This is a genomic window from Pseudomonas sp. A-RE-22, from assembly GCF_019956035.1.
Classification (GTDB): domain Bacteria; phylum Pseudomonadota; class Gammaproteobacteria; order Pseudomonadales; family Pseudomonadaceae; genus Aquipseudomonas; species Aquipseudomonas brassicacearum.
The window spans coordinates 172788-192179 of sequence record NZ_JAHBCZ010000055.1; the positions used below are offsets into that span (position 1 = coordinate 172788).

24 protein-coding genes and 1 tRNA gene are annotated in these 19392 nt (G+C 60.0%); 4 read left to right on the forward strand and 21 right to left on the reverse strand.

The window, feature by feature from the left end:
- Positions 1 to 9 precede the first annotated feature (9 nt).
- From copC to KGA89_RS24245, 3 genes are all read left to right on the forward strand, one after another.
- Positions 10 to 396 (forward strand): copper homeostasis periplasmic binding protein CopC, encoded by a 387-nt coding sequence (gene copC / locus KGA89_RS24235; protein WP_003205017.1) that lies wholly within the window; start codon positions 10 to 12, stop codon positions 394 to 396.
- Positions 397 to 400: 4 nt separating this feature from the next.
- Entirely contained in the window at positions 401 to 1312 is a 912-nt protein-coding gene (gene copD / locus KGA89_RS24240) for a copper homeostasis membrane protein CopD (RefSeq protein WP_223472709.1), read from the forward strand.
- A 232-nt stretch (positions 1313 to 1544) separates the two neighbouring features.
- Positions 1545 to 2732, forward strand: a complete 1188-nt coding sequence (locus KGA89_RS24245; protein ID WP_223472710.1) for a cyanate transporter — start codon at positions 1545 to 1547, stop codon at positions 2730 to 2732.
- 5 nt (positions 2733 to 2737) lie between these two features.
- Here KGA89_RS24245 and KGA89_RS24250 read toward each other — a convergent pair whose 3' ends face one another.
- The 19 genes from KGA89_RS24250 to KGA89_RS24340 all read right to left on the reverse strand — a co-directional run bounded on the left by KGA89_RS24250 (position 2738) and on the right by KGA89_RS24340 (position 17466).
- On the reverse strand, positions 2738 to 3421 hold the full coding sequence (locus KGA89_RS24250) for a hypothetical protein (RefSeq protein ID WP_003205022.1): 684 nt from the start codon (positions 3419 to 3421) through the stop codon (positions 2738 to 2740).
- Between the two features lie 244 nt (positions 3422 to 3665).
- Positions 3666 to 3741: transfer RNA gene (locus KGA89_RS24255), tRNA-Lys, on the reverse strand.
- A gap of 63 nt (positions 3742 to 3804) precedes the next feature.
- The gene (gene queC, locus KGA89_RS24260; RefSeq protein WP_161796660.1) at positions 3805 to 4479 is read right to left on the reverse strand and encodes a 7-cyano-7-deazaguanine synthase QueC; all 675 of its coding nucleotides are present in this window, start codon (positions 4477 to 4479) and stop codon (positions 3805 to 3807) included.
- Between the two features lie 19 nt (positions 4480 to 4498).
- Positions 4499 to 5146 carry a 7-carboxy-7-deazaguanine synthase QueE gene (queE, locus tag KGA89_RS24265; RefSeq protein WP_223472711.1) on the reverse strand — a complete coding sequence of 216 codons (648 nt, stop codon included), beginning with the start codon at positions 5144 to 5146 and terminating at the stop codon, positions 4499 to 4501.
- A 166-nt stretch (positions 5147 to 5312) separates the two neighbouring features.
- A complete protein-coding gene (gene ybgF, locus KGA89_RS24270; RefSeq protein WP_100264203.1) occupies positions 5313 to 6146 on the reverse strand; it encodes a tol-pal system protein YbgF in 834 nt (277 codons plus the stop codon).
- 6 nt (positions 6147 to 6152) lie between these two features.
- A complete protein-coding gene (gene pal / locus KGA89_RS24275) occupies positions 6153 to 6650 on the reverse strand; it encodes a peptidoglycan-associated lipoprotein Pal (RefSeq protein WP_003205029.1) in 498 nt (165 codons plus the stop codon).
- Positions 6651 to 6702: 52 nt separating this feature from the next.
- On the reverse strand, positions 6703 to 8004 hold the full coding sequence (gene tolB, locus KGA89_RS24280; RefSeq protein WP_003205031.1) for a Tol-Pal system beta propeller repeat protein TolB: 1302 nt from the start codon (positions 8002 to 8004) through the stop codon (positions 6703 to 6705).
- On the reverse strand, positions 8001 to 9080 hold the full coding sequence (gene tolA / locus KGA89_RS24285; protein WP_003205033.1) for a cell envelope integrity protein TolA: 1080 nt from the start codon (positions 9078 to 9080) through the stop codon (positions 8001 to 8003). The genes tolB and tolA overlap by 4 nt, the downstream gene beginning before the upstream one ends.
- Positions 9080 to 9532: a protein TolR gene (gene tolR / locus KGA89_RS24290; RefSeq protein WP_161796096.1), complete on the reverse strand. Its 453-nt coding sequence runs from the start codon at positions 9530 to 9532 to the stop codon at positions 9080 to 9082. Before tolR ends, tolA begins: the two co-directional genes overlap by 1 nt.
- Positions 9533 to 9555: 23 nt before the next feature.
- Positions 9556 to 10251, reverse strand: coding sequence for a protein TolQ (tolQ, locus tag KGA89_RS24295; RefSeq protein ID WP_003205035.1), 696 nt, complete (start codon positions 10249 to 10251; stop codon positions 9556 to 9558).
- Positions 10241 to 10708 (reverse strand): tol-pal system-associated acyl-CoA thioesterase, encoded by a 468-nt coding sequence (gene ybgC / locus KGA89_RS24300; RefSeq protein WP_223472712.1) that lies wholly within the window; start codon positions 10706 to 10708, stop codon positions 10241 to 10243. Before ybgC ends, tolQ begins: the two co-directional genes overlap by 11 nt.
- A 127-nt stretch (positions 10709 to 10835) precedes the next feature.
- Complete coding sequence (gene ruvB, locus KGA89_RS24305) at positions 10836 to 11897, reverse strand: Holliday junction branch migration DNA helicase RuvB (protein WP_003178599.1); 1062 nt, start codon at positions 11895 to 11897, stop codon at positions 10836 to 10838.
- Positions 11898 to 12506 (reverse strand): Holliday junction branch migration protein RuvA, encoded by a 609-nt coding sequence (gene ruvA, locus KGA89_RS24310; protein ID WP_058542614.1) that lies wholly within the window; start codon positions 12504 to 12506, stop codon positions 11898 to 11900. It lies immediately after the preceding gene.
- Positions 12507 to 12621: 115 nt separating this feature from the next.
- Positions 12622 to 13146 carry a crossover junction endodeoxyribonuclease RuvC gene (ruvC, locus tag KGA89_RS24315; protein ID WP_003178595.1) on the reverse strand — a complete coding sequence of 175 codons (525 nt, stop codon included), beginning with the start codon at positions 13144 to 13146 and terminating at the stop codon, positions 12622 to 12624.
- A gap of 163 nt (positions 13147 to 13309) precedes the next feature.
- Positions 13310 to 14056: a YebC/PmpR family DNA-binding transcriptional regulator gene (locus KGA89_RS24320; protein ID WP_003205041.1), complete on the reverse strand. Its 747-nt coding sequence runs from the start codon at positions 14054 to 14056 to the stop codon at positions 13310 to 13312.
- Between the two features lie 120 nt (positions 14057 to 14176).
- Positions 14177 to 15952, reverse strand: a complete 1776-nt coding sequence (aspS, locus tag KGA89_RS24325; protein WP_003205043.1) for an aspartate--tRNA ligase — start codon at positions 15950 to 15952, stop codon at positions 14177 to 14179.
- A 75-nt stretch (positions 15953 to 16027) separates the two neighbouring features.
- Positions 16028 to 16249: an FmdB family zinc ribbon protein gene (locus tag KGA89_RS24330; RefSeq protein WP_003178589.1), complete on the reverse strand. Its 222-nt coding sequence runs from the start codon at positions 16247 to 16249 to the stop codon at positions 16028 to 16030.
- 221 nt (positions 16250 to 16470) lie between these two features.
- Complete coding sequence (locus tag KGA89_RS24335) at positions 16471 to 16812, reverse strand: ribbon-helix-helix domain-containing protein (RefSeq protein ID WP_003205045.1); 342 nt, start codon at positions 16810 to 16812, stop codon at positions 16471 to 16473.
- Positions 16813 to 16995: 183 nt separating this feature from the next.
- The gene (locus KGA89_RS24340; protein ID WP_003205047.1) at positions 16996 to 17466 is read right to left on the reverse strand and encodes a Dps family protein; all 471 of its coding nucleotides are present in this window, start codon (positions 17464 to 17466) and stop codon (positions 16996 to 16998) included.
- A 394-nt stretch (positions 17467 to 17860) separates the two neighbouring features.
- Between KGA89_RS24340 and KGA89_RS30585 the strand changes: the two genes are divergently transcribed.
- Positions 17861 to 18469 (forward strand): cold-shock protein, encoded by a 609-nt coding sequence (locus tag KGA89_RS30585; RefSeq protein ID WP_317846350.1) that lies wholly within the window; start codon positions 17861 to 17863, stop codon positions 18467 to 18469.
- Between the two features lie 78 nt (positions 18470 to 18547).
- Here KGA89_RS30585 and KGA89_RS24350 read toward each other — a convergent pair whose 3' ends face one another.
- On the reverse strand, positions 18548 to 18754 hold the full coding sequence (locus tag KGA89_RS24350; RefSeq protein ID WP_003205050.1) for a SlyX family protein: 207 nt from the start codon (positions 18752 to 18754) through the stop codon (positions 18548 to 18550).
- A 3-nt stretch (positions 18755 to 18757) separates the two neighbouring features.
- Positions 18758 to 19183, reverse strand: coding sequence for an HIT family protein (locus KGA89_RS24355; protein ID WP_003205052.1), 426 nt, complete (start codon positions 19181 to 19183; stop codon positions 18758 to 18760).
- Between the last annotated feature and the right edge of the window lie 209 nt (positions 19184 to 19392).

Here is a 19392-nt window from a genome sequence, read left to right on the forward strand (position 1 = left end):
AGTCCTTGCATGTCATTCATCAAAACCGCTGTTGTTGCTGTCGCCTTGTCCACCGGCCTGTTGGTCAGTGGCCTGGCCCAGGCCCACCCGAAACTGCTGTCCTCTACCCCTGCCGAAGGCGCCGAAGGTGCGGCACCGGCAAAGATCGAGCTGCATTTTTCCGAAAACCTGATGACCAAGTTTTCCGGTGCCAAGCTGATGATGACCGAGATGCCCGGCATGGCGGCGCATTCGCCCATGCCTATGCCAGCCAAGGTCTCCGGCAGCGATGACCCGAAAACCATGGTCATTGTCCCGAATGGTCCCCTCACCGCCGGCACCTATCAGGTCCAATGGCGCGCGGTGTCGTCCGACACTCACCCGATCACCGGTAACGTCACGTTCAAGGTGAAGTGAGTTGATGAGCGACTCGATCAACATTGCGCTGCGCTTTGCCCTGTACCTGGATTTGATGTTGTTGTTCGGCCTGGCCGCGTTCGGGCTCTATAGCCTGCGAGGCCAGGAACGGGTGTCAGGCGCGCAACTGCCTTTCACACCGCTGTTAGTGACCACGGCGGTGCTGGGCGGGTTGCTCTCCCTCGCCGCCATGGCGTGCATGGCCTGGGCCATGAGCGGCGTTGCAGACTGGGCCGAGCTGTGGCCGCACATTGAAATGATGGTGTTGGAGACCGACGTCGGCTCGAGTTGGACACTGCGGATGGCGGCGCTGCTGCTGGCCGTTGTCGCCGTGACGCTCAATAAACGTTGGCCGACTGCCAGCCTGGGCCTGGTCACGCTAGGCGGGGCCGTGGCCTTGGCGACGCTGGCCTGGGCAGGACACGGCGCCATGGACGAAGGCGCACGCCGCAACTGGCACTTCATCACCGACTTCCTGCACCTCTGGGCAGCGGGTGGCTGGGTCGGGGCCTTGGCCGCGTTTGCCCTGCTGCTTCGCCAGGCCGAACCGCAGTTGGCGGTACTGGCTCGGACATTGATCGGGTTTGAAACCGCCGGGGCGGTGATCGTGGTGCTCATCACCGTGACAGGGGTGGTCAATTATCTGTTCATCGTCGGCCCAAGCGTCGAAGGACTACTGGACAGCACCTATGGTCAGTTGCTGGCGCTCAAACTCGTCTTGTTCGCGGCCATGCTGGTGTTCGCCGCGCTGAACCGCTTTCACCTGAGCCCATTGCTGGAGCAGGCCCGACACACCGGCGAGCACAGGGTCGCGGTGACAGCCCTGCGGCGCAGCATGGTCCTGGAGTTCGCTGTGGCGGTGGCCATCCTTGGGTTGGTGGCATGGCTGGGGACACTGAGCCCGATGCCGGATTAAACCTTCCCCTCTGTGGGAGCGAGCTTGCTCGCGATAGCGGTGGGTCAGCTCGTACTGATGTGCAGGTATTGCCGCCATCGCGAGCAAGCTCGCTCCCACAAGGGATGGGCATTGGGCTCTCGGACAAGCTCCGTAGCGCTATCGAATTTTTAAATACCTCTGTCCAATTTTCAATTTGCCCACAACGTCCGGAGCCAGCCTAAATGCCCCTTTGCCCAGCAAAGGCGGCTCCATGGAAAATATTCGAACCTCAAGCACCCACGCCATCTGGCTGATGGTCAGCATCGTCTTGGTGGCGCTGAACCTGCGGCCCTCGATGGCAGCGGTCGGGCCGTTGTTGTCAGCTATTCGCGGCGAGGTGCCCTTGAGTTTCAGTACCGCCTCGCTGCTGACCATGTTGCCTGTCATGGCGATGGGCCTGGCGATGTTCTTGGGCATGCGCATCGCCCTGCGCATCGGTGAACACCGCACCATCGTGCTGTCGCTGTTGATCATTGGCATCGCCACGGCCTCGCGCTTGTACCTGGACAGCGCCGCCGGGTTGATCGCCAGTGCGATCGTGGCCGGGCTCGGGATCGCCTTGATCCAGGCTGTGATGCCGGCACTGATCAAGTCGCGCTTCGCCGACAACGTCTCGCTGTTCATGGGCTTGTACGTGACCTCCATCATGGGTGGGGCGGCGATTGCCGCATCGTTTTCACCCTTTGTCCTGACCCAGACCGGCAGTTGGCGCGTCGGCCTGGCAATCTGGGCATTGTTGGCGCTGGTCGCCCTGGGCTGCTGGTATGCCCAGCGCTCGAACATCACGCCCTTGCCCGACGCAGCGTCCCGGCATCACGAAGCGTTTTCCAGCAACGCCCGGGCCTGGCTCCTGGCGATTTTCTTTGGCCTGGGCACCGCCTCCTACACCTGCGTGCTGGCCTGGCTGGCACCGTACTACGTGGAAAAGGGCTGGAGCGAACAGCACGCTGGCCTGTTGCTGGGGTTCCTCACGGCAATGGAAGTGTTATCCGGCCTGGTCACTCCGGCGATTGCCAACCGCAGCCGGGATAAACGCCTGGTCCTGGCCGTCCTGCTGGCCCTGATCATCGGCGGCTTCTGCGGCCTGATCCTCAGCCCGGAACGCTTCAGCCTGCTCTGGGCCTGCCTGCTGGGGCTGGGGATCGGCGGCCTGTTCCCCATGAGCCTGATCGTCTCCCTCGACCACCTGGACAACCCACGCCGGGCCGGCGGCCTTACCGCGTTCGTGCAGGGTGTCGGCTATCTCATCGCCGGCCTCTCGCCATTGATTGCCGGGATGATCCGCGACCAATTGGGGAGTTTTGAGTGGGCCTGGTGGTCGCTCACGGCGGTCATGGTGTTGATGATGGTGATGGTATTGCGGTTTGACCCAAAGGGTTATGGGCGACATATCCGCTAACGCTACTACTTTGTCCCGGTGAAAAAACGACTGCTGTACTCTTCCAAGGCTCGGATTTTCTCCTCGGTATCGGTCGAGAAGCGCAGTTGCAAGGGATCTTCGTCAACAACGGAAGTCGCCGCCGTGTAGGACAGCAGGTAACTGGCAAGGCCACTCTTCCAGGCAAGGATGCCGATCGCCTTGGTCAGCTCGTTCAGGTTCAGCGGCAGCGCATCTTCAATGGTGAATAAACCGATACCGTAATTGGGGTCGAACAACACCAGCTTGTCCCCGCCTCGGATGATGTAGCCAATATGGTTGGTCAGCCATTTGGAGTTTTTCAAGTAGGACGCATAACCCAGCACTGGAAACCATCCCGACAAGCTCAGGAGGACTTTACAGCCTCGCGCTTCAAACTTGGACTTATGCAGGTCACCGCAGACGTCACGGGTTTGCTGGTATCGGCCCAGGACGGCCTGCAGCGTTTCGGCCGTGTTGAGGTTGGAATTGATCTTCAGCAACGCCGCCTTGGCTTTTACAAAAGCGACATGCTCGACCCAATGCCCAAAATCGGGTTGCCCTTCCACATCATAGGAGCCGACGGCAATGCCGACCGTGGCGGTTACCCCGGCACACCATCCGCCCTTGATATCAGCCTTGATATCCTTGCCCTGATCGAATGGAGCAAACTGGGTAATTCGCAGCTTCATGTCGAATCCTCCTTGATCGAACCTCTCGCGTTTTATAACGAGGTGCACGCTGCGCTTGAACAAGGAGCGGGCTTCAACAGTCTAGGAGTTGAGGCCGGCTTTTCCAGGTTAATGGCGTAATCTCCCAAGGACTGGCGCCACACCAGTCAGATTCGGGACTTGTCCGGCCACTTTCTCGCAGGCAAAAAAAAATCCGGAAATCCTCACTTTCGTGGGCCTTCCAGACTTTTAAAACTGCAAAAAATGGTGGGTCGTGTGGGATTCGAACCTACGACCAATTGGTTAAAAGCCAACTGCTCTACCAACTGAGCTAACGACCCGCTGTGTGGTGGCGCGTATAATACTGATTTCTAAGGACTATTCAACACCTAATTTGAAATAAATCAAAAATAACGGGTTGGATCGCTCACACCCGCCGCAGCGAAGCCTTCTGCGCGCAGGCGGCAGCTGTCGCATTTGCCGCAAGCACGGCCCTGATCGTCGGCCTGATAGCAGGAAACAGTGAGCCCGTAGTCCACGCCAAGCTTCACACCGGCCTTGACGATGTCGGCCTTGCTGAGATTCTGCAACGGCGCCAGGATGCGGAAACCCTGCCCTTCTACACCGGCCTTGGTCGCCAGGTTCGCCATGCGCTCGAAGGCTTCGACGAACTCCGGGCGGCAATCCGGGTAACCGGAGTAATCCACGGCATTGACGCCGATGAAAATGTCACGAGCGCCCAGCACTTCGGCCCAGCCCAATGCCAAGGACAGGAATACGGTGTTACGCGCCGGCACATAGGTCACCGGAATGCCTTCGCTAGGCGCCTCCGGCACGTCGATGGAACTGTCGGTCAAGGCCGAGCCACCAATGCCATTGAGGTTCAGGCCGATCACTTTGTGTTCCACCACGCCCAGGTCCCGGGCCACTCGCTCGGCAGCGTGCAGTTCAGCGCGGTGGCGCTGGCCATAATCGAAACTCATGGTGTAGCAGCGGTAACCCTCGGCACGGGCCATGGCCACGACGGTGGCCGAATCCAGGCCGCCGGACAACAGGATGACCGCACGTTTTTCAGCAATGTTCGAGTGTTCAGTCATATCAGCGCCCCGGCTCGTCGTTCCAAAGATATTTATGCAGCTGCAGTTGCAGGCGCACCGGCAGGTTATCCGCCACCACCCAGTCCGCCAGGTCCCGGGCGCTCAAATCGTGATGGCTCGGCGACAACAACACTTCGCCGGCACGCTGGTCGAGCCCATACTGAATCAGCTTGGACACGGCCCAGTCGTAATCTTCCCGCGAACAGATCACGAACTTGACCTGATCGTTGGAGGTCAGCAGCTCGATATTCTCGTAACGGTTGCGGTGCGCTTCCTTGGAGCCTGGAGTCTTCAGGTCCACGACGCGACTGACGCGCGGGTCGACGGCCGAGATATCCAGGGCGCCGCTGGTTTCCAGGGAAACCTCGTAACCGGCATCGCACAACTGCTTGAGCAAGGGGATGGCGTTGGGTTGCGCCAATGGCTCACCACCCGTGACGCAGACATAACGCGGACGATAATTGGCCACTTGCTCCAGGATATCGTCGAGGGTTCGCAAGGTGCCGCCGCTGAACGCGTAGGCACTGTCGCAGTATTGGCAGCGCAACGGGCAACCGGTGAGGCGCACAAATACTGTGGGCAGCCCAGCCGTCCGCGTTTCACCCTGCAACGAGTAAAAAACTTCGGTGATTCTCAATGTGTCTTGCATAGTCGCCACGGGCGTAACAGCTAAACAGGCTGTCCGCCTCCGTCAGGCACTTCAAGGAACCCCGCCAACGCGCAGATCCCAAAAAGCGTGTTTCATAAAATGGGCGTGAATTCTAACGAAAAAACCCGCGACAGGCGCGGGTTTCTTCAAAACAGGTCAAGCCGACTTACATGCGTTGCAGATCACGCTGGGCCAACTGGGCGGCGGATGTACCCGGATATTGGGCCACCACCTGCTGCAGAATGCCTTTTACCTTGTCGGTGTGACCGAGGCGGCGCTCTACATCAGCCAGCTTGTACAGCGAATCCGGCACCTTGGCGTGCTTGGGATACAGTTGCGAAACCTTGGCGAATGCCTGGCCGGCACCTTGCAGGTCGCCTTTGGCCAGGTTCACTTCACCCAGCCAGTATTGGGCATTGCCCGCGTACTGGCTGTTTGGGTATTTGCGCAGGAAGGCGGCAAAGGCCTGGCTGGCCTTGTCGAAATCCTTGGCCTTGATCAGGTCGAAGGCAGCATCGTAATAGAGCTTTTCCTTCGCCGGATCAGCCGGCTCGCCACCGGCGGCAGGTGCTGCAGGGGCAGCTGCCCCCGCACCTGCGGCTGCACCGGGGGCGTTCAAGTCGCCACCGGCAGGAGAATTCTCAGGAGTCGCGGCAGGTGCAACGCCGGTTCCTATGCGCCGATCAAGATCCTGGTATCGCTCCAGGTTTTCCTGCTTCATGCGCGAAATATCATTCTGCAGAACTTCGATCACGCCTTGCTGGCGCGAAAGCTGATCCTGCATTTGCTGGAGCTGGTTGAACAGCTCGCCCTGTGCCGAGACAGGGGCCGAAACCCCTCCCCCGGCATAGGCGCCGTTCGTACCGTAACCTGCAGGCGGATAGCTGCTCCCGCTATTGTTATAGCCGGCATCGTTATCGACCACAGGAACCGCAGCCCACGCCGCAAGCGGCGCGAGGCTGAGAGCCAGAACAGTTACAGCACGACGGCACGTTCGCATGACGAATTACTTACGCAGTTCGACGCGACGGTTTTGAGCCCAGGACTGCTCGTCGTTGCCGGTAGCAACTGGACGCTCTTCGCCGTAGGAAACCAGTTCCAGCTGAGCTGGGGAAACACCTTGCAGTACCAGGTAGCGTTGAACGGCTTTCGCACGACGCTCGCCCAGTGCCATGTTGTACTCACGAGTACCACGTTCGTCGGTGTTGCCTTCCAGAACAACGCGAGCGCCGTTCGACTTCAGGTCTTTGGCGTGAACATCCAGAGCGCGCATGGCTTCTGGCTTCAGGTCCGAGCTGTCGTATTCGAAGTAGAAGGTGGTGATTGCGCGCAGAGCAGCTTCTTCGCTCAGGGAGCCGTCAACTGCACCGGTGTTAGCGCCGTAACCAGCGTTTGGATCAACAGCGCCTTCACCGGCATTGTCGCCGCCTTTGGACGAGCAACCTACAGCTACAGCCATGGCCAGAGCCAGCGCAGCAAATTTACCAAACTTCAGCATTTCCATCGTGAAACTCCTAATGAACCCCAGTGTGTTAAGTAAAACGTATAGCGCCGCGTCAGTTCAGGTAAGGGGACCAGGACGGTTCTCTGACTTCGCCTTGAGCGGTAGGAAGCGGGAGCCTCACGCGTCCATTAATGGACACGAGCATCAAGACTCCCCGGCCCTGCTGGCGGGTGGCGTAGATTACCATGGTGCCGTTGGGCGCAACAGTGGGTGACTCGTCCAGAGTGCTATCAGTGAGGATTTTTACGCTACCGCGCTGCAAATCCTGGGCCGCCACCTTGAAATTAGTGAAACCATCCTGGCGATGGATCATTACCAGGGTCTTTTCGTCCGCCGACAGTTTAGGGTTGGCGTTGTAGTTACCGACGAACGTCACGCGTTCGGCACCGCCACCACCAGCACTGGTCTTGTAGATCTGTGGCTTGCCGCCACGGTCGGAGGTGAAGTAGATGGTCGAGCCATCCTTGCCCCAGAACGGTTCGGTGTTGATGCCCGGGCCATTGGTGACGCGGGAGATCGAACGCGAAGCCAGGTTCATCACATAGATGTCCGGGTTACCGTCCTTGGACAGCACGAACGCCAGGCGCGAACCGTCCGGCGACCAGGCTGGCGCGCCGTTCAGGCCTTCGAAGTTGGTGATCTGCTCACGACGACCGGTGTCGATGTGCTGCACGAAAATGCGCGGACGCTTCTGCTCGAACGAGACATAGGCGATGCGCTTGCCATCGGGGGCGAAGCGCGGCGACAGGATTGGCTCGCGCGATTGCAGCAAGGTCACTGCACGGGCACCGTCATAGTCGGAGCGCTGCAGGGTGTAGCGGGTGTTGTTTTCGGAGAAGCGCTCGGCCGTCACGTAGAGCATGCGGGTAGAGAACGCGCCCTTGATGCCGGTGAGCTTCTCGAACGACTGGTCGGCGATGTAGTGCGACATGTCGCGCAACTGATCGACGCTGCCCGACACGCTGCCGGTCAGCACTTGCTGCTCGGTGGCGACGTTGAACAGGGCGTACTGCACCTGCAGGCGACCGCCGGCCGGAACGATGCTGCCGACCATGATGTACTGGGCGCCCAGGGCCTTCCAGTCACGGTAGATGACTTCGCTGGCCTGGGTCGGCAGGCTGATCATGTTCTGCTTCGGAATCGGCGCGTAGTAACCCGAGTTGCGCAGGTCGTTGCCGATGATTTCCGCCATGTCGTCCGGCAGGACGCTACCGCCCTGCCAACCGAACGGTACGACGGCGATCGGGGTCGCCCGGTCGCTGCCGCTGGTGACCAGGATGTTCTTTTCCTCTGCTACCGCTATCCCTGCCAGGCAGCAGATAACGACCAGCATTGATCGAAGAAGGTTTCTCACAAGGCTAGATCCTCAGGTGTGAATGTCATCTTGAATGAACGATAGGGAGCAAAGTCGCTCGGTTTCATTCCTTGCATTTCCGTCAATCGCCCAATGTTCTTGACCGCTGCGACCGCCGAAGCGTCGAACGGACCGTCACCACTGGACTTGGCGACGCTGACCGAGGTAACCGTACCGTCGGGCAACATGCCGATTTGCAATACTACCGTCATGCCTTTGCGCGCCGAAGGGGGACGAGCCCAGCCTTCCGCCGCTCGTGCGCGAATCAAATCATCGTAGCTGCCGGCGACTTCATCGCCCTGCTCATCAGCCAATGCCTGCTGGCGCTCCGGCGTGTCGGAAAGCAGATCTGCCAAGGCCTGGGCCTTTTTGTCTTCGGCGGATTTACGCGCTGCGTCCTGGGCCTTTTTCTTGGCAGCGTCGGCGGCGGCTTTCTTCTTCGCGTCTTCGGCGACTTTCTTTTTCGCCTCTTCAGCTTCAGCTTTCTTCTTGGCGTCTTCGGCCGCTTTCTTCTTCGCGTCCTCGACGATCTTTTTCTTCGCTTCTTCAGCGGCCGCTTTCTTGGCCTCTTCTTCAGCGGCTTTCTTGGCTTCTTCTTCGGCCTTCTTCTTGGCTATATCAGCCAATTGTTTCTCTTCTGCCTTTTTGGCCTCGGCGGTTTTCTTCGCTTCGTCGGCTTTCTTGGCTTCGTCAGCCTTTTTCGCCTCGTCAGCTTTCTTCGCCTCATCGGCCTTCTTGGCTTCCTCGGCCTTTTGAGCCGCTTCCTCTTTCTTTTGTTCCGCGGCCTTTATCGCTTCCTGCTCGACCTTCTTCTGCTCCATCTGCTCGACTTCAGTCTGGCGCGCGGCGGATTTCTTCGCCTCACCGGCAAGCTTCTGGTTGGTCTGGGTGGTCGCCTGGCTTTTCGACTTGAGCTGGTACAACGTCGCCTGCACGATCGGCTTGGCCGGCGGCAGCTCAGGGGTCATGGCAAAACTGACGAACAGCATGCCGAACACCAGTACGTGCAGACCGATTGCCAGGACACTAGGCCAGAAGTAGCTTTCCGAGGCGGACGGCTCTCGCTGTTGCTGCATCAGGGCGCCTCAGTGATCAAGCCAACATTACCGACCCCGGCTTTCTGCAGGCCGCCCATGGCGCCCATCACGGCACCGTAGTCGACGGTCTTGTCACCGCGAATGAAGACCTGCGTGCGCTTGCCGGCGTCGTTGCCGACACGAATGATCTTGGTCACCGCATCGGTCATCTGCGGCAAGGTCATGGCCCGGTCCTGCTGCTTCTCGGTGTCGACTTCGCTGCCAAGGTTCCAGTAGTAGGTCTTGTCAGCCTTGATCGAAATGGTCAGTACCTGGGTGTTGTTGTCCTGCGGCAAGGCTTCGCTGGAAACCTTGGGCAGATCGACCTTCACGCCCTGATTGAGCATCGGCGCGGTCACCATGAAGATGACCAGCAGCACCAACATCACGTCGATGTAGGGCACCACGTTCATCTCGGCAACCGGCTTGCGCTTGTTTCGGGCTCGAGCGATTAAAGCCATGGGGAAATACCTGCTTATTCTTCGCTGGTGTGCACTTTGCGGTGCAGGATCGCCTGGAATTCATCGGCGAAGGTGTAGTAACGGCTGGTCAGCGCTTCGCTACGGGCAGCGAAGCGGTTGTAGGCGATCACGGCCGGAATGGCCGCGAACAGGCCGATGGCGGTGGCGACCAGTGCCTCGGCAATACCCGGGGCCACGGTGGCCAGGGTCGCTTGCTGGGCAGAGGCCAGGCCACGGAAGGAGTTCATGATCCCCCACACGGTGCCGAACAGACCGATGTACGGGCTGACCGAACCAACGGTGGCGAGGAACGACAGGCCTTGTTCGAGTTTTTCTTCCTCGCGGGAGATGGCCACGCGCATGGCACGAGCCACGCCTTCCATCACCGCTTCCGGGTCAACGCCTGGCTGCTGGCGCAGACGGGAGAATTCCTTGAAGCCGGCACGGAAGATCTGCTCCACGCCCGAATCCGGGTCCGGGTTGCTCCCTGCCTGACGGTAGAGCTTGGACAGGTCGATGCCGGACCAGAAGCGCTCTTCGAAGCTCTCCAGGGCACGGCGACCGGCGCGCAGCATGTTGCTGCGCTGAAAAATCATGATCCATGAGGTCACCGATGCGGCTACCAGGATCAGCATTACCAACTGCACCACGACGCTGGCATTGCTGACCAAGCTCCACATGGAGGTATGGTCGACGACGTTAGCTTCCACGCTTTATCTCCTGCTCTGAGTGTGTACCCGCGCCGCTCACGTCGGCAAAGGCCGCACGTAGAGCTTCGGGAATGGCCCGGGGTTTCAAACTATGGGTGCGCACACAGGCCACCAAAAACTGCCCTTCACAGAGCAGCACGTTATCCGTAGCCCGCCTGACCTGCTGCTTGAAACGCAGGCTGACACGGTTCAATTCGATGACATCGGCACTTACCACCAGTTCGTCGTCCAGTCGCGCCGGCGCGTGGTAGCGCGCTTCGCTGGAATGCACGACGAATAACAGGTCCTCCCCTGCCAGCGCGGATTGGGCAAAACCCAGTTCCCGCAGCCGTTCGGTTCGAGCCCGTTCCATAAACTTGAGGTAATTGACGTAGTAGACGATGCCGCCAGCATCGGTGTCCTCGTAATAAACGCGACAGCGATGTGCGAACGACTCCAGCCCGTTTTGCGCGCGCATACTCTAGTGCTTACTCCTCAGGTTGCCAATCGGCCAGGCAACTGTTTTTTCATTCTCGAACGCATTGACGCTCCAGGCGTGGTCTGGGACAGCACGAACTGGAAAAAAGTCGGCGTACAGAGCTCGTTCAATCGTCCACGGCATCGAGGAATTCGTCTACCACCGGCATCTCACCCATTCGTGTCGGGATGTTTAAGCCAAAGTGCAAATAAGCATGACGGGTCACCACGCGCCCGCGAGGGGTACGCATGATGTAGCCCTGCTGGATCAGGTACGGTTCCAGCACATCTTCAATGGTGTGGCGCTCTTCGCTGATGGCCGCCGCCAGGCTGTCCACGCCCACCGGGCCACCGTCGAATTTCTCGATCATGGTCAGCAGCAGGCGCCGGTCCTGATGGTCGAAACCGCGCTCGTCGATGTCCAGCAGGTTCAACGCCAGGTCGGCAATCGGCTTGGTGATGTGGCCCTTGGCGCGGACTTCGGCAAAATCCCGGACCCGGCGCAGCAGGCGGTTGGCGATCCGCGGCGTACCCCGGGCACGCCGGGCGATCTCATACGCACCGTCCGGGTCCAGCGGCAACCCGAGGATGCCCGCCGAACGACTGACAATCGTCGCCAGGTCGGCGTTGTTGTAGAACTCCAGGCGCTGGACGATACCGAAGCGGTCCCGCAACGGGTTGGTCAGCATGCCAGCGCGGGTGGTGGCGCCCACCAGGGTGAAGGGCGGCAGGTCGAGCTTGATCGAGCGTGCCGCCGGCCCTTCGCCGATCATGATGTCAAGCTGGAAATCTTCCATGGCCGGGTACAGCACTTCCTCGACGATCGGCGACAGCCGATGGATTTCGTCGATGAACAGCACGTCATGGGGCTCAAGATTGGTCAGCAGCGCCGCCAGGTCACCCGGCCGCTCGAGGACCGGCCCGGACGTGCTCTTGATCGAGACGCCCATTTCCTGGGCAATGATGTTGGCCAGGGTAGTCTTGCCCAGGCCCGGCGGACCGAAGATCAAGGTGTGGTCCAGCGACTCGCTGCGCCCACGGGCGGCCTGGATGAACAACTCCATCTGCTCGCGCACGGTCGGTTGGCCGATGTAGTCGGCCAGGCTGACAGGACGAATCGCGCGGTCCTGGATTTCCTCGCGGTCACGGGGCGCGCCCGTGGCGGCGATCAGGCGGTCAGCTTCAATCACTTAAATCATTCCCTTCAGGGCACGGCGAATCATGTCTTCAGTGCTCAGGCCTTTTTCCTTGATGGCGGAAATCGCCTTGCTGGCTTCCTGCGGCTTGTAGCCCAGGGAGATCAGCGCGGTGACCGCATCGTTTTCGGCGCTGACCGCAGGCGCAGGCGCGTCCGGCTGGTTCGGCACCAGGGCGAACATAGCCGGCACCGCCTCCCAGGCCTTGAAGCGGTCCTTGAGTTCGACCAGCAGGCGCTCGGCGGTTTTCTTGCCCACACCCGGCACCTTGGTCAGGGCCGAGGTGTCCTGGGACTGCACGCAACGGACCAATTCATCGACTTCCAGGCTCGACATCAAGGCCAGGGCCAGTTTCGGGCCGACGCCATTGAGACGGATCAGCTCGCGGAAAAAGTCTCGCTCGCGCTTGCCGACGAAGCCATAGAGTAACTGCGCATCCTCGCGCACGACCAAATGGGTGTGCAGGGTCAGCGGCTCGCCGACCGACGGCAAGCGATACAGCGTGGTCATGGGCACTTCCAGCTCATAGCCCAGGCCATTTACATCCAGAATCAGGTGCGGCGGCTGTTTTTCAGCCAGGGTGCCGCGCAAGCGTCCAATCACGTTTCAGATCCTTGGGTGTTGGCCAGCCTGCTGGCTGGCGAGTAACAGCCCGGGCAGGAAGGCCGACGACACAGGCGCAAGATGCTCGGGCTCACGAAAGATTGCGCTGATGCTATCAGAGACGCAGGCGCCCGCCACGACTGCGTGCGGTTCCCAGGCCGTGAGGCAACAGGCTGGAACGGGTATGGGCATGGCAAATGGCAATGGCCAGGGCGTCGGAGGCATCGATCTGCGGCTTGCTGACCAGTTTCAACAGGTGCATCACCATCATTTGCACCTGCTCCTTGTTCGCCGCCCCGGTTCCGACGACCGCCTGCTTGACCTGGGTCGCGCTGTACTCGGCGATCTCCAGGTTTTCCTCGGCGCCAGCAACGATTGCCGCACCCCGGGCCTGCCCCAGCTTCAAGGCCGAGTCGGCGTTGCGCGCCATGAAAACCTTTTCGATGCCCATGGTGACCGGGCCGTAGGTCTGGATGACCTCACGCACGCCGCGATAAACGATCTGCAAGCGCTCGTGCAGTTCACCCGCCCCGGTGCGGATGCAACCAGACGCGACGTACACGCAGCCGCGCCCGGTATCGCGAACCACACCGTAGCCGGTGATGCGCGAACCAGGGTCGATACCAAGGATTAAAGTCATAGCGCCTGCGGTTTGAAGGGGAGTTATCCAGACCTGTGGGAGCGAGCTTGCTCGCGATGGCGTCGGATCAGCAAGCACAGTGTTGACTGATGTATCACTATCGCGAGCAAGCTCGCTCCCACAGGTTGATCATTGGCAATCGTCAATATTTGAACTGGCTTTCTCAGCCCAGCTGTTCAGCCACCGACTCCGGAATGTCAGCGTTAGAGTAGACGTTCTGCACATCGTCCAGGTCTTCAAGCATGTCGATCAGCTTGAGCACCTTCTCGGCGCCTTCGAGGTCCAGTTCGGCACTGGTGGTCGGCTGCATGACGATCTCTGCGTCGGCGGGCTTGAAACCGGCCGCCTCCAGGGCGTTGCGCACGGCATAGAAGCTGGCGAACGAAGTAAACACGTCGAACGAGCCGTCTTCGTGGCTGACCACGTCATCGGCGTCGGCCTCCAGGGCCGCTTCCGTCAGGGCATCTTCATCGAGGCCCGGCGCGAAGCTGATCTGCCCCTTGCGCTCGAACAGGTAAGCCACCGAACCATCGGTGCCCAGGTTGCCACCGCATTTGCTGAAGGCGTGACGCACGGCGGCGGCAGTACGGTTGCGGTTGTCGGTCATGCATTCGACCATCACCGCCACGCCGCCAGGGCCATAACCTTCGTAGGTCAGCTCTTCAACGTTGTCAGCCTCGGTCGCACCGGCGCCACGGGCGACGGCCCGATCGATGATATCGCGGCTCATGTTGGCACCCAGCGCCTTGTCCAGGGCCAGGCGCAAGCGCGGGTTGGAACCCGGGTCGCCGCCACCCTGGCGGGCCGCGACCGTCAGCTCACGGATCCACTTGGTGAAGATCTTGCCTCTCTTGGCATCCTGACGTTCTTTGCGGTGCTTGATGTTCGCCCACTTGGAATGACCTGCCATAACTCGCTCCGTTTCTCTTTGGAACATTGCCCGCCCTGCGCGTACACAGTGGCCGGCAATCAGAAATATCGACCCCAATGAAAAGGCGCATCCGAAGATGCGCCCTCTCAGGTGCCAGCCTTACTCAGCCTTTGGCTGTTCACGCAGACGAATGTGCAACTCGCGCAATGCCTTGGCATCCACCACACCCGGCGCCTGGGTCATGACATCGGCCGCGCTCTGGGTTTTCGGGAACGCGATCACTTCACGGATCGACTGGGCGCCGGTCATCAGCATCACCAAACGGTCCAGGCCGAAGGCCAGGCCACCGTGGGGCGGTGCACCGTACTTCAGGGCGTCGAGCAGGAAGCCGAACTTCTCTTCCTGCTCGGCTTCGTTGATGCCCAGCAGGCGGAACACTGCCTGTTGCATTTCCTTGCGGTGGATACGGATCGAACCGCCACCCAGTTCGGTGCCGTTCAGGACCATGTCGTAAGCGCGCGACAGAGCGGTGGCCGGGTTGGCCTCCAGCTCTTGCGGCGAGCACTTCGGCGCGGTGAACGGGTGGTGCAGCGCCGAGAAGCTGCCGTCGTCGTTTTCTTCGAACATCGGGAAGTCAACGACCCACATTGGCGCCCATTCGCAAGTCAGCAGCTTCAGGTCGTGACCCAGCTTGATACGCAGCGCGCCCAGGGCTTCGCTGACGATCTTGGCCTTGTCGGCACCGAAGAACACGATGTCGCCGTCAACCGCGCCCACGCGATCGAGGATCACATTGAGGTTGGCTTCAGGGATGTTTTTCACGATCGGCGATTGCAGGCCATCAACACCCGCGGCGCGCTCGTTGACCTTGATGTAGGCCAGGCCCTTGGCACCGTAGATGCCGACGAACTTGGTGTAGTCGTCGATCTGCTTGCGCGGCATGCTGGCGCCGCCAGGAACGCGCAAGGCCGCGATACGGCATTTCGGGTCGTTGGCCGGGCCGCTGAACACCTTGAACTCGACGTCCTTGAGCTGGTCAGCCACGTCCACCAGCTCCAGCGGGTTACGCAGGTCTGGCTTGTCGGAACCGTAGCGGCGCATGGCCTCTTCGAAGGTCATGTGCGGGAACTCGCCGAATTCCAGACCCAGCACTTCCTTGAACAGGTTGCGGATCATGCCTTCGGTCAGGCCCATGATGTCTTTTTCGTCGAGGAAGCTGGTCTCGATGTCGATCTGAGTGAACTCAGGCTGACGGTCGGCACGCAGGTCTTCGTCGCGGAAGCACTTGGCGATCTGGTAGTAGCGATCGAACCCGGCCACCATCAGCAGTTGCTTGAACAACTGTGGCGATTGCGGCAAGGCGAAGAAGCTGCCGGGGTGGGTACGGCTCGGCACCAGGTAGTCGCGGGCGCCTTCCGGCGTGGCGCGGGTCAGGATCGGCGTCTCGACGTCGAGGAAGCCGTTCTCGTCCAGGTAACGACGGATGCTGGTGGTCATGCGCGAACGCAGGCGCAGCTTCTCGGCCATCTCCGGGCGACGCAGGTCGATGAAGCGGTAGCGCAGGCGGGTTTCTTCGCCCACGTCGGAGTATTCGTTGAGCGGGAACGGCGGGGTTTCCGATTCGTTGAGCACTTCCAGCTCGTAACCCAGCACTTCGATCATGCCGGACGCCATGTTGGCGTTGCCAGCACCGGCCGGACGCAGGCGCACCTTGCCGGTGATCTTGACCACATATTCGCTGCGCACGCGGTCGGCGGTGGCGAAGGTGTCAGCGCGGTCCGGATCGAACACCACCTGGGCCAGGCCTTCACGATCACGGATATCGAGGAAAATCACCCCGCCATGGTCACGGCGACGATGGACCCATCCGCAAAGAGTAACTTCCTGACCTTCCAGGCTTTCGTTCAGTTGGCCGCAATAATGGCTGCGCATCATGGTAGTGGTTTCACTTCTCGTAATTCGAAATTCGGTTGGAGGACCTGCCCGTGCAAGCACTCGCGCGTGTTCAACTCAATCAGCTTTGTCGCCACCGGCCAAATTCTTCTTGGCGCCGGTCTTGAAGTCGGTTTCATACCAGCCTGTGCCGCCGAGGCGGAAACCAGGCATGGACAGCATCTTTTTCAGTTCTGGCGCCTGACAGGCAGGGCAGTCGACCAGCGGCGCCGCGCTGATCTTTTGAATGGCTTCCATCTGATGACCACAGGAAGCACATTGGTAGTCGTACATCGGCATGGGGTTGTCTCGGCGATCAGGTTACTCGCGCAAAGGCTGGGCTTTGCGGCAAAGAGCGGGATTATATCCATTAAATGCGGCCTGTGCAGCCGTAAGACCGCACAGGCCATTTCCGGATGCTGTGTAGGAGCTGACGAGTGCAACGAGGCTGCGATCTTGCCCCAGACACTTGAGTCGCAAGCGCAAGATCAAGATCCAAAGATCGCAGCCTTCGGCAGCTCCTACGCCGCACCATGATCCATCCCGGTCTCCTTCAAACTGTGCACCACGCAGACCACACGTACCAGCGCGCTGAAATTGCGCACCCCGCCATGGCGCAGGTGCACCTCCCTGTCGACATGGGACAGCAACGTGCTGATGGAACAGCTGTTGAGCTGGGCCATGTCACCGAGGATATCCCAATAGACCTGTTCCAGCCGCAGACAGGTGGCGAACCCGTTCAGACGAATGGATCGGGCCAGGGGGCGCACCAGCTGCATATCGAACCCCCTGACGAACGGATCGACGCTGATGGACTGAAAGCGCCCACGCAAACCCTCCCCCGGTTCTTTTCCTTGAATCATACCGTTGACACTCCTTTGCCATACGAACCTCTCAGTTGGAACACTCCATCTGTGGCTCTATGGAAGCTCAACGGCATCGCCAGTTCCAGACGACTTTATGACCATGGACGTAGGACAAGCCAACAGCAGGCAGGCGATGAATTACGCCGTCCTACACGCCACGTCATCACCTGCCTGAGGTTACTAACCCTCCAGCAACGCCCGCAGCATCCACGCGGTCTTTTCGTGAACTTGCATGCGCTGGGTCAGCAGGTCGGCGGTGGGCTCATCACTGACCTTGTCCAATAAAGGAAAGATGCCCCGGGCCGTACGCGTCACCGCTTCCTGGCCCTCGACCAGTTGCCGGATCATGTCTTCGGCGCCAGGCACGCCTTCCTCTTCCTTAATAGAAGACAGGCGCGCGTACACCGAGTAGGCCCCCGGGGCCGGGAAACCCAGGGCGCGAATTCGCTCGGCAATCAGGTCCACCGCCAGGGCCAGCTCGTTGTATTGCTCCTCGAACATCAGGTGCAGGGTCCGAAACATCGGCCCCGTGACGTTCCAGTGGAAATTGTGGGTCTTGAGATACAGCACGTAGGTGTCCGACAGCAGGCGCGAAAGCCCGTCGACGATGGACTTGCGGTCTTCTTCACTGATACCGATATCAATTGCCATGTTGGTTGATCTCCTGACGGTGATGAATTCGACAACGCCCCAAACTCTAGTGGTTTTGGCCGCCTATGGCCTGCGACAGATCGCCAGCCCTCCTGAACCGACAAGCCGGGACAGCGAGCGGTTCCGACCCCCCGAGGAATTCAACGCCGTTTGCCTGGCACCTTCAAGCACCGGCGGGTCTTTTCTGGCCGACGAACAGCGCGGTACGTGCCCGTAACGAGTTTGAGAAGGCCGGGGCTTTGCTGTTAAATAGACAGTGTGTCGCTACGCTTATTTTCCCGGGTGTGGCGCATAGGCTGATTCGGGTACGTGTCCAACGCCTCTCATTGTTTCGAAGCGAACCGCCCCCGACCAGCTCTTCCTTGTGATCTGTCTTAACCGTGAGCCAATCAAAATGTTGAAAATCGTCCACTTGCTAATGGGCGCAGCTGCCCTGCTGCTGTCCTTCATCCCTAGCCTGGGTTCCGAAGCCACACCTTACCTGCAACACCCCGATGCACTGTACCTGGCCTTTTTCGGCCTGCTCAACCTGACCCTCGCACCTGTTATCCCTTACTGGAACAAAGGTCCACGTCACCAACTGCAAAACCTGGTCAGTGCCCTGCTGGTGCTGGCCGTTGCCCTGCAAACCTTGGCCCTGCTGGCGCCTATGCCGGAAATCGGCGGTCAACCGGCCATTCTGTTCAGCCTGGGTGCAGCACTACTCGCCGTGGCACTGCACCTGGCCGTCAGCTTCTACAAGAAGTCGTCGCCGGCCGCCGCCGCTGCGCAGAACTACGACATGTCCAACCGCGATACCGGCACGGTGAAGTGGTTCAACACGTCCAAAGGGTTCGGCTTCATCTCCCGCGACTCCGGCGATGACATTTTCGTGCATTTCCGGGCCATTCGTGGCGAAGGCCATCGCGTCCTGGTGGAAGGCCAGCGCGTGGAGTTTTCCGTGATGAACCGCGACAAGGGCCTGCAGGCCGAAGATGTGATCGCCGCGCTGCCGCGCCGCTGATCCCAGCATAAAAAAACCGCGATGCAGCCTGGCTGCTCGCGGTTTTTTTATTGCCCGTCAAACGAGAGTCGGGCCTGGTCAGTAGTGAGGAGGCGGTGCCTCTTCTTCGAACGACTCGAACTGCCCGGCCATTTCTTCCTGGCGCTTGAGCAACGCCGCCATCTGCAGCTGCAGACGCTCGACGATCCGCTGCTGCTCCACAAGCACGTCGTTCAATGCCTGGATGGTGTCATCCTGAAACGCCAGACGGCTTTCCAGATCGGTTACGCGGTCTTCAAGGTTCATGGTTCAGCCCTCCAGAAACTTGAAATCATCGGTCAAGGCCACTCGCAACCGTTCACGAATGGCCGCGACCTGCCCTGCATTATAAGGCTGGGCTGGGTGTTTGCCCCAGACCGGCGCAGGCCAGGCGGCATCATCACGCTTGCGCACGATGACGTGCATGTGCAATTGACTGACGACGTTACCCAGGGTTGCAACGTTCATCTTGTCGGCATCGAACGAATCCTTGAGGGTTTCGGCCAGCGCCGTGGTTTCTTTCCACAGCTGTTGTTGATCAGCGTCATCCAATTGAAACAATTCGCTGATATCTTCCCGCCGCGGTACGAGGATGAACCACGGGTAGTTCGAATCGTTGGACAAGAGCAACCGGCACAACGGGAAATCACCGATGGGCAATGTGTCTTGTTGCAGTCGTGGATCTAAAGCGAACACCGCGTGTACTCCTCGCTCGTTATTGGTTCTGCCCGGTTTGGCGGCCCGCAGGCCTGCATAGGACTCAGATGCGCAGCATACCCGCGAACGCCGGATCGATCACTGCGTACCGTGCTGATGCCCGGCCTTCGAATGATTTTTTTCAACATACGGCATCAACCTGTGCAACCTGACGCACCAACACAGCGCAAGCGGCACGGTAAGGTCCT